Origin of the sequence: Paractinoplanes brasiliensis, assembly GCF_004362215.1 — a bacterium.
GTDB lineage: Bacteria > Actinomycetota > Actinomycetes > Mycobacteriales > Micromonosporaceae > Actinoplanes > Actinoplanes brasiliensis.
On sequence record NZ_SNWR01000002.1, the window covers coordinates 1,101,676 to 1,114,516 of the forward strand.

Genomic DNA, 12,841 nt, shown 5'->3' on the forward strand with positions numbered 1-12,841 from the left:
CATTCAGCGGCCGGCCAGGGCCGCCTTGATCGGGGCGAGTTTGGCCGCGGCCTCCGCGACCTCGGCCTCGGGGTCGCTGTCCCACACGATCCCGCCGCCGGCCCAGGCGTGGACGCGGTTGCCGTCGGCGGCCACCGTCCGGATGGTCAGCCCCAGGTCGACGTGGTCGCGGCCGACCCAGCCGACGGCGGCCATGCTCACCCCCCGGCCGACCGGCTCGAGCCCGGCGATCAGCGACAACGCGGCGATCTTGGGGGCGCCGGTGACCGAGCCGCCCGGCGCCAGGGCGCGCAGCAGGTCGGGCAGGCCCAGCGGGCCGGTCACGGGGGCCGACACGACCGACTCGGCCTGCCACAGGGCGGACCACCGGCGTACGGCGAAGAGCTCGTCGACCGTCACCGGGCCGACGCCGGGCAGCCGGGACAGGTCGTTGCGGGACAGGTCGACGATCATCACGTGCTCGGCGCGTTCCTTGACCGAGGCGAGCAGCTCGCGGCGCCCCTCGGCGGTGGCCGGGCGGGTGCCCTTGATGGGCCGGGTGATCACGCGGCCGCCGCGCACCTCGACCAGCGTCTCGGGGGAAGCGGTGGCCAGCGCCCAGCCGGGGCCCTCCAGAACGCCGCCGTAGCGCGCGCCGGGCAGCGCGGCCACCCGGTGCAGGGCCGCGAGGGGCGAACCCGCGTACGGGGCACTGGTGTGGCCCACGACGTTGACCTGATAGACGTCGCCGCGCCCGATGGCCTCCCGTACGGACGTGACCGCGGCCGCGTGCTCGGCCGGGGTCCACGACGGGGTCCACGCCCCCAGCTCGAAACCGTCGGCCGGCGGTGGGTCCGGCGAGAAGCCGGCGGCCGGCGGCGGACCCGACGGGAAACCGGCGGCCGGCGGCGGACCCGGCGGGCCCTGCGCGGAGGCGGCGTCCGTGTGGCGGTAGACGACGGCGTACACGTCGGGAATGCCGGGCACGGGCGAGGGCGCGCCCAGCGACCCTCCGGACATTACGGAACCCGCATCGGCGGACACGTACAGTGCCGCCCCGCAGATCGAGCCAGCGCCGGTCGGACATTCCTGCTCATCCGTTCGGCCAATGTTTCGCACGTCCAGTCCGTCGCCGGCGAGGTAGTCGGCGACAAGCTCGGCAGGGTCACCACCGTCACTTCTGAACCACTGGAACGAAGTTGACGCACGGTGACGGCCCTGGCAGGACGCCGGACGGCCGGGTGGCGCAGCGGAAGGTGGGGTCCGACAGTGGCCGAACGACCGGCTTCCGTGGACCATCGGAAGCGAGGATTCTGTCAATGGGGACACCGTCACCCGCTCGATCCGTCGTCGTTCGATTTGAGGTAACGTCCGTCACCGTCGTTGTGAGTCATCACACAACCCCCCGACCGGAGCAACACACAATGTGCCAGCACCAGACCCCCTGTCCCAGCGCAGACGCCATCGATCGTGAGGCGGCCCGCACCGTTTCGACGTGCCGAGAGCAAGGTTGGAGCCTGCTCTGCAACGGCGTCATCGTCTTCGAGGACACCGGCGAGATCCTGCCCGACGGCACGATGATCGAGCCGCACCGGGGCCCCGCCCCGCACGCTCTCGCGGCCTGAGCTGGACGGCCCCTGAGAGGCCGTTGAGCAGCCGTTGAGAACGTACGACAAACGCGACCGATTCCGTAACGCAGCGTAATCGATCGATCCCCATCCGAACCCGGCCGACCCGCGTGAGCGACGACGATTCGCGCGGCGGACGGTACGCCGCGCCCGCGAACGGGCGCGGCGGCACACGGGGTCAGTCCTCGAACGCCTCCGGCGAGGGGCACGAACAAACCAGGTTCCGATCCCCGTACGCCCCGTCGATGCGGCGCACCGGCGGCCAGTACTTGGCCGTACGGTCCACCCCCGCGGGGAACCCGGCCACCGACCGCGGGTACGGGTGCTCCCACTCGTCGGCCGTGACCGCCGAAGCGGTGTGCGGCGCGTTCGCCAGAGGGTTGTCCTTCGCCGGCCACACCCCCGCCGCCACCTGGTCGATCTCGCCCTTGATGGCGATCATCGCGGCGACGAACCTGTCCAGCTCGGCCAGGTCCTCGCTCTCGGTCGGCTCCACCATCAGCGTGCCGGCCACCGGGAACGACATCGTCGGCGCGTGGAAGCCGTAGTCGATCAGCCGCTTGGCCACGTCGTCGACCGTCACCCCGGTCGCCTTCGTGATCGGCCGCAGGTCGAGGATGCACTCGTGCGCGACCAGGCCGTTGTTGCCCGCGTACAGCACCGGGAAGTGCTCGCGCAGCCGAGCCGCCACATAGTTGGCGGCCAGCACCGCCGTGCCGGTCGCCGCCACCAGCCCGTCCGGGCCCATCATCCGCAGGTACGCCCACGAGATCGGCAGAATACCGGCCGAGCCGTGCGCCGCCGCCGACACCGCGTGGTGCTCCCCCGGCTCCAACGGGTCACCCGGCAGGAACGAAGCCAGATGCCGCCGGACCGCGACCGGGCCGACACCCGGACCGCCACCGCCGTGCGGGATGCAGAACGTCTTGTGCAGGTTCAGATGCGACACGTCGGCGCCGAACGTGCCCGGCCGGGCGAACCCGACCAGCGCGTTCAGGTTGGCCCCGTCGACGTAGACCTGCCCGCCCGCCTCGTGCACCGCCGCGCACAGATCGGCGATCGACGTCTCGTACACGCCGTGGGTCGACGGGTACGTCACCATGATCGCGGCGAGGGACTCCGCATGCTTCTCGATCTTGGCGTGCAGGTCGGCCATGTCCACGTTGCCGAGATCGTCGCAGGCCACCACGACCACCCGCATCCCGGCCATCACGGCGCTGGCCGCGTTCGTGCCGTGCGCGCTCGACGGGATCAGGCACACGTCCCGGTGGGACTCGCCCCGCGAACGGTGATAACCCCGGATCGCCAGCAGACCGGCCAGCTCACCCTGCGACCCCGCGTTCGGCTGCACGCTCACCGCGTCGTACCCGGTGATCTCGGCCAGCCACGACTCCAGCGTCGCCACCAGCTTCTCGTAGCCGGCCGTGTTCGCCGCCGGGGCGTACGGGTGGATGTCAGCGAACTCCGGCCAGGTCACCGGCTCCATCTCGGTGGTCGCGTTCAGCTTCATCGTGCACGACCCCAGCGGGATCATGCCCCGGTCCAGCGCGTAGTCCCGGTCGGACAGCCTGCGCAGATACCGCAGCATGCTCGTCTCGGAATGGTGCGTGCGGAACACCGGATGCGTCAGGTACTCGCTCGTGCGCGCCAGGGGCTTCGCCCCACAATCGGCGACAGCGGTTTCCCGTACGCCGAAAGCCCGCACAACCGCAGCGACGTGCGCCTCGGTCGTCGTCTCGTCGGCCGCCACCGACACCCGGTCGGCGTCCACCAGCCGCAGGTCGATGCCGGCCTCGGCCGCCGCGGCCACCACCTCCGCCGCCCGGCCCGGGACAACCGCCGTCACCGTGTCGAAGAACGCGTCGTGCGCCACCCGCACGCCACCCGCCGTCAAGCTGCCCGCCACGGTCAACGCGTGGTGGTGCACCCGCTCGGCGATCCCCCGCAGCCCCCGCGGACCGTGGTAGACGGCGTACATGCTCGCCATCACCGCGAGCAGGACCTGCGCCGTACAGATGTTGCTGGTCGCCTTCTCACGACGGATGTGCTGCTCACGGGTCTGCAACGCCAGCCTGTACGCCGGAGCGCCGTCCGCGTCCTTCGACACGCCGACCAGCCGGCCCGGCAACGACCGCTCCAGCCCCGCCCGCACGGCCAGGTAACCGGCGTGCGGACCACCGAACCCGAGCGGCACCCCGAAACGCTGGGTCGTGCCCGCCGCGATGTCAGCCCCGATCTCCCCCGGCGCCCGCAGCAACGTCAACGCCAGCAGGTCGGCGGCCACCGTCACCAGAGCACCCCGGGCGTGCGCCGCCTCGACGAGCGCCGCGTGATCCCGTACGGCTCCGGAAGCCCCTGGGTATTGCAGGTGCAGGCCGAAGAACTCGCCGGGCAGCGGGTCACCCGCGTCAAGATCGACCAACTTGAGCTCGATGCCCAGCGGCTCGGCCCGCGTCCGCAGCACCGCGAGCGTCTGCGGCAACGTGTCCGCGTCCACCACGTACGTCCGGGACTTGCTCTTCGAAGCCCGCTTGGCCAGCGTCATCGCCTCGGCGACCGCGGTGCCCTCGTCCAGCATCGACGCGTTCGCCGTGGTCAACCCCGTCAGGTCGGTCACCATGGTCTGGAAGTTGAGCAGCGCCTCCAGCCGGCCCTGGCTGATCTCCGGCTGATACGGCGTGTACGCCGTGTACCAGGCCGGGTTCTCCAGGACATTCCGCTTGATCACCGCCGGGGTGTGCGTGCCGTAGTACCCCAGCCCGATCATCGAGGTCGTCACCCTGTTCTGCGACGCGATCGCGCGCAGCTCGGCGATCGTCTCCTCCTCGGAGGCGGCCGCGGGCAGCTCCAGCGACCCGTGCCAGCGGATCACCTCGGGGATCGCCGCGTCCATCAGAGCGTCCAGCGACGCGTACCCGATGGCCTTGAGCATGTGGGTCTGCTCTTCCGCATCCGGCCCGATATGCCGGTTGGCGAACGTCATGGCGGCTCCTGACAGAGAGGTCGACAAGGCGGCCTCCCCCTCTGTCACACCAGCCGGTCTTTTTCGCCCAGCCGCAATGCTTCAGAGTCGCGAGCCCACGCGGTCCTTTTGCCTGAGAGGTTCCGGGGAGGATTTGCCCCTTCGGCGCCGAGGTCGACCCTCGGTCTCTCCCGCATGGCTACCCTCCAACCTACCAGCGATCATGGTCGGGGCCGCTATCTCTAGGGTGGGGTTGTGACCTACACCCCCGCGAGCAACCGCTACGACACCATGCCCTACCGGCGGACCGGCCGAAGCGGGCTGCGCCTGCCCGTCATCTCGCTCGGACTGTGGCACAACTTCGGCCACGAACGGCCCTGGCAACGCCAGCGCGACATCGTGCTGCGCGCCTTCGACCTCGGCGTCACCCATTTCGACCTGGCCAACAACTACGGCCCGCCGCCCGGCAGCGCCGAGCAGAACTTCGGCCGCATCCTGGCCGGCGACCTCAAAGCCCACCGCGACGAAATCGTCGTGTCGACCAAAGCCGGATACGAGATGTGGCCCGGACCGTACGGCGATTTCGGCTCCCGCAAATACCTGGTCAGCTCGCTCGACCAGTCGCTGAAACGGCTCGGCCTCGACTACGTCGACATTTTCTACCACCACCGGCCCGACCCGGAGACCCCGCTCGAGGAAACCATGGGCGCCCTCGACGCCGTCGTACGCGCGGGCAAGGCCCAATACGTCGGCCTGTCCAACTACGACTCGTCGCAGACGGCGGCCGCGGCGGCCATTCTGCGCGATCTCGGCACGCCGCTGCTCATTCACCAGCCGTCGTACTCGATCCTCAACCGCCGGATCGAGAAGGACAACCTGCTCGACACCCTCGGCGAGGCCGGCGCCGGCTGCATCGCCTTCAGCCCTCTGCAGCAGGGACTGCTGACCGACCGCTATCTCAACGGCATTCCCGACGATTCCCGCGTCCGAACCAGCCGGTTCCTCAACGAGGACGCCCTGGACAACCGGACACTCGCACGGCTGCACGCGCTCAACGACATAGCCCGTCGGCGCGGGCAGTCCCTGGCCCAGATGGCCCTCGCCTGGGCCCTGCGCGACGAACGCATGACCAGCCTCATCATCGGCGCCAGCAGCGTGCAACAGCTCGAGGACAACGTCGCCGCCGTCGGCAACCTGGCCCTGTCCGAGGCCGAACTGGGCGACATCGACGGCACCGTCCTCGACCTGTAAATCGGCTGCTGGTCCTGCGTTCCGCGGCCGGCTTCGTCGCATGATCGAGCACACGGTTCTCGCGGTCGTGGTGGGGTCACGGGCGTACGGACTCTCCGGCCCCGGATCCGACCACGACCGCCGCGGCGTGTCCGTGGCGCCGACCCGCTCGTTCTGGAGCCTCGACAAACCCGTTACCCACTTCGACGGGCCCCTCGACGAACAGTTCTGCACGCTCGCCCTACAGGACAACCCGACCGTGCTCGAAGTGCTCTGGTCCCCCATCGTCGAGAAGTGACCTGGGCCGGCGCCGAACTGCTTTTCCGTCCGGCACGCCTTCCCGTCGCAAAGAGCCGCTTCCACGTACGGGCAATACGCGCGCGACCAGCTCAACCGGATCGCCGCCCGGCGCGCGGGGAATGCGGCACCGGCCCCTCCGGCGTTCGCCTCAGGAGTCGGCCCGGAACCTCTGTTCGGGCTGTCGCCGAAGGCGTCGTTTCTGTGGGTTCCGGCTCTTCCGCTAAGGCGTCCTAGGATACTAGGAATTCTGTTTCCGCGGGTTGTCGGTTTACGCTGATCGCATGTCCACCGCTGCTCGTGTCGCTGTTCACCTCGCTCGGCCCCACCGGCCGGTTCTGGTGGCCGGAACACTGAGCGAATTGACCGGCCCCACCCACGGCCTCATCGAGTTGCCTCTGCGCCTTTGGTGGGGGCCGCAGCGGGCGTTCGACCTCTCCTCGCCGACGATGCTGGCGTGGATGTACGAGAACGTTCTGCGCGAGGCCATTCGGGTCGAGGAACTGCGCACCTATCTGCACGGGCCGACGCTCGCCGAGGTGTGGCGCGACCTCAACCTGCCCCGAGGGGTTCGCGCCGCCTGGGAGACTCGTCACCCACGGCTGAGGCGGGCTGCGGCTCGGCCGGGGTCTGAACTGCTGGCCACCGCGTCCCGCTGAACGGCAGCGCCTGCTCGGCCCACCGGCTCAAGATCGCGCCGCCAACAAAGCCGCGCCGCCAACAAATAGCCGCGCCGACAAGACCCACCCCAACCGGGGGACCTCCACCCTCCCCGATTCTAGTGGCCGTTCGTGATCTTCGGGGCAGCGAGAGGGCGGTCTGTGGACAAGTCCGGGGCTGTGGACAACAGGAACGATCAGCCGAAGTCTGCTAGCCGGCACGGGCGGGCCCGTCGTACCGGCGGCAACCCGGCCGATAACCTGGCTCGATGCCGAGCAGCGACGTCGATGACTTCTACGCAGACGTCGCGCGGATTGCGCTTGCCGTGGCCACCAAGCATGGCTTTGTGCTCGGCGGGGGCTTCGCCTGGCTGGTCAACGGGCTGGTGGAGCGCCCCACCGAGGACGTCGACCTCTTCACCGACACGGCCGGCGGCGTCGCGGCGGCCGCCGGGGAGGTGAGCGCCGCGCTGAACGAAGCCGGCTACCGGGTCGTGCGGGAGGAGGGTGACGAGCTTTTCGAGGGGATGGACGAGGACCTTCAGGAGTTCCTGGTCGCCGGGGAGCGCCGGGCGTTGCGGCTGACGTTGTGCCGGCTCGATCGGCACCGGACGCCCGTGGTGATGGAGGTCGGTCCGGTCATGCATCTGGACGACCTGGTCGCCACGAAGGTCGCGGCGCTGGTCAACCGGCGGGAGGTGCGTGACTACATCGACGTCGCGGCCGCGCTGGACCGGTATTCGCTCCCCCAGCTGCTGGCCCTGGGGCGCCGGGCCGACCCGGCGCTCGACCCGGAGGACGTGGCCGACGCCGGACGTTACCTGGACAGGCTGGACGACGCCCGGTTCGCGCTGTACGGGCTCGACCGGCGACAAATCGCGGAACTGCGGCAAAGCCTCGCGCAGTGGCCCCGCACGTCATCCATATAGTTGACGGACGTCCACCAGCCCACCCGCCGCCCATCATCGGATTAAAGGCCTCATGCTGCTGACCGACCGCCTCCCCGGCTCCAACGATCCCGACGCCGTGTTCGACGCCTTCCAGAAATGGGCGACCGAGCAGGGCCTGGCCCTCTACACCCATCAGGAAGAGGCGCTCATCGAGATCGCCACCGGGGCGAACGTCATCCTGAACACCCCGACCGGGTCGGGCAAGAGCCTGGTGGCGACCGGGGCCCACTTCGTCGCGCTGGCCGACGGGCGCACCACCTTCTACACCGCACCGATCAAGGCCCTGGTCAGCGAGAAGTTCTTCGCCCTGTGCGCGATCTTCGGGGCGCACAACGTGGGCATGCTGACCGGTGACGCCAGCGTGAACGCGGACGCCCCGATCATCTGCTGCACGGCCGAGGTCCTGGCCAACCTGGCGCTGCGCGAGGGGGCGGACGCCGACGTCGGTCAGGTCGTGATGGACGAGTTCCACTTCTACGCCGAACCCGACCGCGGGTGGGCCTGGCAGGTGCCGCTGATCGAGCTGCCGCAGGCCCAGTTCATCCTCATGTCGGCGACACTCGGCGACACCACGCGCTTCGTCGACGACCTGTCCCGGCGTACGGGCCGGGAAACCGCCGTGGTGGCGAGCGTCGAGCGTCCCGTCCCGCTCCTTTTCTCGTACGCGATGACGCCCTTGCACGAGACGATCGAGGAGCTGCTGCAGACCAAGCAGGCGCCGGTCTACATCGTGCACTTCACGCAGGCCGCCGCGCTGGAACGGGCGCAGTCGCTGATGAGCATCAACATGGCGACCCGCGACGAGAAGGACAGGATCGCGGCGGCCATCGGCAACTTCCGGTTCACGGCGGGCTTCGGCAAGCAGCTGTCCCGGCTCGTGCGGCACGGCATCGGCGTGCACCACGCGGGCATGCTGCCCAAATACCGCCGCCTCGTCGAGACCCTGGCGCAGGCGGGGCTGCTCAAGGTCATCTGTGGCACGGACACGCTGGGTGTCGGCATCAACGTGCCGATCCGTACGGTGCTGTTCACCGGCCTTTCCAAGTACGACGGGGTGAAGACCCGCCTGTTGAAGGCACGCGAGTTCCACCAGATCGCCGGGCGCGCCGGCCGGGCCGGGTTCGACACGCTCGGCACCGTGATCGTGCAGGCCCCCGAGCATGTGATCGACAACGAGCGGGCGCTGGCCAAGGCGGGCGACGACCCGAAGAAACGGCGCAAGGTCGTCCGCAAGAAGCCGCCGGAGGGCACGATCGGCTGGGGTCAGCCCACCTTCGACCGGCTCGTGGCCGCCGACCCCGAGCCGCTGACCAGCTCGTTCCAGGTGTCGCACGCGATGCTGCTCAACGTGATCTCGCGCGGCGGGGACCCGTTCGTGGCGATGCGGCACCTGCTCACGGACAACCATGAGGAGCCCGCGGCCCAGCGCCGGCACATCCGGCGGGCCATCGGCATCGCCCGCGCGCTGATGGCGGGCGGGGTCATCGAACGTACGGCGGAGGGGACGTACCGGCTCACCGAGGACCTGCAGCTCGACTTCGCGCTCAACCAGGCCCTGTCGCCGTTCGCGCTGGCCTGCCTGGAACTGCTCGACCGGGAGGCGCCCGACTACCCGCTCGACGTGGTGTCGGTGATCGAGTCGACGCTCGAGGACCCGCGGCAGGTGCTCTCGGCGCAGCGGCAGAAGGCCCGCGGCGAGGCCGTCAACGCGATGAAGGCCGAGGGCATCGAGTACGAGGAGCGGATGACGCTGCTCGAGGACGTGACCCACCCGCGGCCGCTGCTGGAGCTCCTCGAAGCCGCGTACGAGACGTACCGGCAGGGTCACCCGTGGGTCGCCGACTACGAGCTCAAACCCAAGAGCGTCGTACGGGACATGTACGAGCGGGCGATGACCTTCACCGAGTACGTGTCGTTCTACGGGCTGTCCCGCTCCGAGGGTCTCGTGCTGCGCTACCTGGCCGACGCGTACCGGGCGCTGCGGCAGACCGTGCCGGAGGACGCCCGTACGGAGGAACTGACCGACCTGATCGAATGGCTCGGCGAACTCGTGCGGCAGGTCGACTCGAGCCTGCTCGACGAGTGGGAGCGGCTGCGCAACCCGGGTGAGCAGGTCGAAGAGGTGCGCCTCGACGACAAGCCGCCCGCGGTCACCCGCAACACCCGCGCGTTCCGGGTGCTGGTGCGCAACGCGATGTTCCGCCGGGTCGAGCTGGCCGCGCTGCGCCGCTGGGACCTGCTGGGCGAGATGGACGCGGAGTCGGGCTGGACCGCGGACCGGTGGGAGGACGCGATCCTCGACTACTTCGACGAGTACGACTCGCTCGGCACCGGCCCGTCCGCGCGGGGCCCGGCGTTCCTGCACATCGAGGCCGGCCCGGCCGCGTGGGTGGTGCGGCAGGTCTTCGAGGACCCGGAGGGCGACCACGACTGGGGCATCGAGGCCACTGTCGATCTCGCCGCCTCCGACGAGGCCGGCGCGGCGGCCATCGTCGTCACCGCCGTCGGCCCCCACTCCGGCTGATGGCGGTCTCCACATCCGACATTTACGATTCTTCGGTTTCACGGGAAACGGGCGACGGACCCCGGTCTCCGAGGCGACGTCGGTGCACGGCCAGGTCACGGCGTAAGCTCGAAGCCGACCGGTCCGGCCCGCGGCCTCACCGCCGAAGCCCGGAACGGGTCACGTTTCCACCGTAAGAGGCAAAACCCGGCTGGTGCCGTCCACCGATACTGGTCTCGACGCCCCGGCGTCAGTAACGTGACCACTTGATCGCCGGTGGCCCCGAGGAGTGACCGTGTCGTACAGCGACGTGTACACCAGCGGCGGCCGCCGCCTGCGCTACGAGGTGTCCGGTGCCCGTGACGGGGTTCCGGTCTTCCTGCTCCACGGCACCCCAGGCAGCCGCGTCGGGCCCAAGCCGCGCGCCGGGGTGCTCTACCGTCTCGGCATCCGGCTGATCAGCTACGACCGACCCGGTTACGGCGGCTCCGACCGGCACCGCGGCCGCTCGGTGGCCGACTGCGCGGGTGACATCGCCGCGATCGCCGACGACCTGGGCCTCGACAAGTTCACCGTCGTCGGGCGTTCCGGCGGCGGCCCGCACGCGCTGGCCGCGGCCGCGTTGCTGCCCGAGCGCGTGACCCGCGCCGCGGTGCTGGTCAGCCTGGCCCCGCGCGACGCCGAGATCGACTGGTTCGGCGGCATGATGCCGTCCAACGCGCAGGAGTTCGGCACCTCCGCGCAGGACGAGTCCCGCCTGGTCGAGAGCCTGCGGTTTCAGGCCGACCGCACGCGTCGCCGCCCGGTGAGCCTGCTCGAGGCGCTGCGGCAGGAGATCGCCGGGCCCGACCTGTCCGTGGTGCGTGACCTGATGATGCAGCAGCTCCTGGTCGAGACGTACGCCGAGGCGATGCGCGGCGGCCCGTACGGGTGGATCGACGACGTGCTGGCCAACCGCCGCGACTGGGGTTTCCGCCTCGGCGCCATCAAGCAGCCCGTACGCGTGTGGCACGGCGCCGAGGACAACTGCGTCCCGCCCGCGCACGCCCGCTGGCTGGCCGAACGCATCCCGAACGCCGAGCTCACCGTCCAGACCGGCACGGCTCACTTCGGCGCCGTGGAGATCCTCCCCGAGATCCTGTCGTGGCTGGCCCAGCCCACCGAGGTGCTTGTGTGAGCATGTTCGTGCTGGTGCCCGGCGCCTGGCACGGCGGCTGGTGGTACGAGCCGCTCGCGGCCGGGTTGCACGAGCTGGGGCACACCGCCGAGTGCGTGACGCTCGCCGGGTTGTGGCCGCACGACGACCTGACCCGGCGGCCGGTCAACCTCAGCACCCACGTCGAGCAGGTCGCCGAGCTGGTGTCCGACCTGACCGCGGGCGGCGGGCAGGTCGTGATGGTCGGGCACAGCTACGGCGGGCAGGTGATCAACGGCGCCGCCGACCGGGACCCGTCGAGGGTCAGCGCGCTCGTGCATCTCGACACCGACGTCGTGGAGGACGGCGAGTCCTGCTGGGACGTCACGACCGAGGCCAACCGGCAGTACTTCCTCGACTCGGTCGGCGGGGACGGACTGGGGCTGGCGCCGATGCCGTTCTTCGACGAACGGGCCCGCCCGCACCCGTTCGCGACGCTGCTCGAGAAGAGCCGGCTCACCGGGGCGTGGCGGCAGGTCCCGGTCAAACGGTACGCGGCCGCGCTGGACACCCCGGGCGGCCTGCAGGCGCCGGCCACGATGGAACGGCTGCGCAACGACCCGGACTGGCACTACGAGGAGTGGCCGGTCACCCACAACGTCCTGCGCGACGGCCCCGGCCGCGTCCTGGACCTGCTCCGCGACCTGTGAGGCCGAGGCCGAGGATCTCTGACCTCACGGCTGGTGCGGCGTAAGCAGCCATGTCGAGGCCAGATGTTTCCGTGGATCAGCATCGCTCCTCAGCGGTTGGCAACGGAGGGTTCACGAAGTGCGGCCAGCACGACGCCGTCGATGATCGAGAGCATGAACTCCTCGTCGACGACCTGCTGCATGAAGAACGCGCGGTAGGCCGCCATCGACGGAATCACCTGCGCCAGAGCGTCGAGGTTGTGCGGCGGGGCGTACTCGCCTCGATCGACGGCCCGCTGGATCAGGAACCGGTAGGCCGCCGTCGACGGGTCGACGATGGCCTTGGTCACGGCGTCCACGGCCCTCGGGCTGCGGGTAATCATGGCCGAGACACTGCTCAGGATGCGCAGGCGCCGCTCGCTGCCGCCCATCCAGTTCGGGTCCAGCAGGGCCAGGAAGTCCGTGCGCAGTGTGCCGGTGTCCGGCAGGCCGTCGGGGCCCAGGTCGGCCGAGTCAGTGCAGGCGATGGCGGCCAGGATCAGCTCGTCCTTGCTGTCCCAGCGGCGGTAGATGGTGTGCCTTCCCGCTCCGGCCCGGGCCGCGACCAACTCGATGGTGACGTCGGCGTAGTCCGTCTCCGCGAGCACGTCGAGGGTGGCCCGGAGGATCTGCGCGTCTTTCTCAGGGTCGCGCCGGCGTCCGGCCTTGCCCGCCGTGGGAGTGCTGGTCATCCCGTGATGGTACGCACCAAAGGTTGCGGCACTGACTAGTGCCGTATTAGCGTCGGAGCGTCCCGCCGATCCGATCCA

General features: G+C 70.2%; 10 protein-coding genes, 1 pseudogene and 1 riboswitch. Of the genes and pseudogenes, 8 read left to right on the forward strand and 3 right to left on the reverse strand.

Annotated elements, in window-relative coordinates; all coding sequences use genetic code 11:
• Positions 1-3: 3 nt before the first annotated feature.
• On the reverse strand, positions 4-1,278 hold the full coding sequence (locus C8E87_RS37130; RefSeq protein ID WP_133878055.1) for a chorismate-binding protein: 1,275 nt from the start codon (positions 1,276-1,278) through the stop codon (positions 4-6).
• Between the two features lie 125 nt (positions 1,279-1,403).
• Between C8E87_RS37130 and C8E87_RS37135 the strand changes: the two genes are divergently transcribed.
• Positions 1,404-1,604 (forward strand): DUF5999 family protein, encoded by a 201-nt coding sequence (locus tag C8E87_RS37135; RefSeq protein ID WP_133878056.1) that lies wholly within the window; start codon positions 1,404-1,406, stop codon positions 1,602-1,604.
• A gap of 181 nt (positions 1,605-1,785) precedes the next feature.
• Here C8E87_RS37135 and gcvP read toward each other — a convergent pair whose 3' ends face one another.
• Entirely contained in the window at positions 1,786-4,590 is a 2,805-nt protein-coding gene (gcvP, locus tag C8E87_RS37140) for an aminomethyl-transferring glycine dehydrogenase (protein ID WP_133878057.1), read from the reverse strand.
• Between the two features lie 90 nt (positions 4,591-4,680).
• A riboswitch (glycine riboswitch) is annotated at positions 4,681-4,773 on the reverse strand.
• Between the two features lie 51 nt (positions 4,774-4,824).
• Between gcvP and mgrA the strand changes: the two genes are divergently transcribed.
• The 7 genes and pseudogenes from mgrA to C8E87_RS37175 all read left to right on the forward strand — a co-directional run bounded on the left by mgrA (position 4,825) and on the right by C8E87_RS37175 (position 12,053).
• On the forward strand, positions 4,825-5,820 hold the full coding sequence (mgrA, locus tag C8E87_RS37145; protein WP_133878058.1) for an L-glyceraldehyde 3-phosphate reductase: 996 nt from the start codon (positions 4,825-4,827) through the stop codon (positions 5,818-5,820).
• A gap of 40 nt (positions 5,821-5,860) precedes the next feature.
• Positions 5,861-6,211, forward strand: a pseudogene (locus C8E87_RS37150) (DNA polymerase beta superfamily protein); the annotation flags it as partial.
• Between the two features lie 169 nt (positions 6,212-6,380).
• The gene (locus tag C8E87_RS37155; RefSeq protein ID WP_133878059.1) at positions 6,381-6,755 is read left to right on the forward strand and encodes a hypothetical protein; all 375 of its coding nucleotides are present in this window, start codon (positions 6,381-6,383) and stop codon (positions 6,753-6,755) included.
• A gap of 269 nt (positions 6,756-7,024) precedes the next feature.
• Complete coding sequence (locus tag C8E87_RS37160) at positions 7,025-7,684, forward strand: nucleotidyl transferase AbiEii/AbiGii toxin family protein (RefSeq protein WP_133878060.1); 660 nt, start codon at positions 7,025-7,027, stop codon at positions 7,682-7,684.
• 52 nt (positions 7,685-7,736) lie between these two features.
• The gene (locus C8E87_RS37165) at positions 7,737-10,229 is read left to right on the forward strand and encodes a DEAD/DEAH box helicase (protein ID WP_133878061.1); all 2,493 of its coding nucleotides are present in this window, start codon (positions 7,737-7,739) and stop codon (positions 10,227-10,229) included.
• Positions 10,230-10,503: 274 nt separating this feature from the next.
• Complete coding sequence (locus C8E87_RS37170; protein ID WP_239080100.1) at positions 10,504-11,385, forward strand: alpha/beta fold hydrolase; 882 nt, start codon at positions 10,504-10,506, stop codon at positions 11,383-11,385.
• Positions 11,386-11,387: 2 nt separating this feature from the next.
• Positions 11,388-12,053, forward strand: coding sequence for an alpha/beta fold hydrolase (locus C8E87_RS37175; protein ID WP_239080126.1), 666 nt, complete (start codon positions 11,388-11,390; stop codon positions 12,051-12,053).
• 89 nt (positions 12,054-12,142) lie between these two features.
• Here the strand turns inward: C8E87_RS37175 and C8E87_RS37180 are convergent, their stop codons facing one another.
• Positions 12,143-12,763 carry a TetR/AcrR family transcriptional regulator gene (locus tag C8E87_RS37180; RefSeq protein WP_133878064.1) on the reverse strand — a complete coding sequence of 207 codons (621 nt, stop codon included), beginning with the start codon at positions 12,761-12,763 and terminating at the stop codon, positions 12,143-12,145.
• Positions 12,764-12,841: the final 78 nt, after the last annotated feature.

What these genes read in the sequence shown, in the direction of transcription:
- C8E87_RS37180 (WP_133878064.1), bottom strand. Translation starts at nt 12,763, where the DNA reads ATGACCAGCACTCCCACGGCGGGCAAGGCCGGACGCCGGCGCGACCCT.
- gcvP (WP_133878057.1), bottom strand. Translation starts at nt 4,590, where the DNA reads ATGACGTTCGCCAACCGGCATATCGGGCCGGATGCGGAAGAGCAGACC.
- C8E87_RS37155 (WP_133878059.1), top strand. Translation starts at nt 6,381, where the DNA reads ATGTCCACCGCTGCTCGTGTCGCTGTTCACCTCGCTCGGCCCCACCGG.
- C8E87_RS37165 (WP_133878061.1), top strand. Translation starts at nt 7,737, where the DNA reads ATGCTGCTGACCGACCGCCTCCCCGGCTCCAACGATCCCGACGCCGTG.
- C8E87_RS37135 (WP_133878056.1), top strand. Translation starts at nt 1,404, where the DNA reads ATGTGCCAGCACCAGACCCCCTGTCCCAGCGCAGACGCCATCGATCGT.
- C8E87_RS37130 (WP_133878055.1), bottom strand. Translation starts at nt 1,278, where the DNA reads ATGGTCCACGGAAGCCGGTCGTTCGGCCACTGTCGGACCCCACCTTCC.
- C8E87_RS37160 (WP_133878060.1), top strand. Translation starts at nt 7,025, where the DNA reads ATGCCGAGCAGCGACGTCGATGACTTCTACGCAGACGTCGCGCGGATT.
- C8E87_RS37175 (WP_239080126.1), top strand. Translation starts at nt 11,388, where the DNA reads ATGTTCGTGCTGGTGCCCGGCGCCTGGCACGGCGGCTGGTGGTACGAG.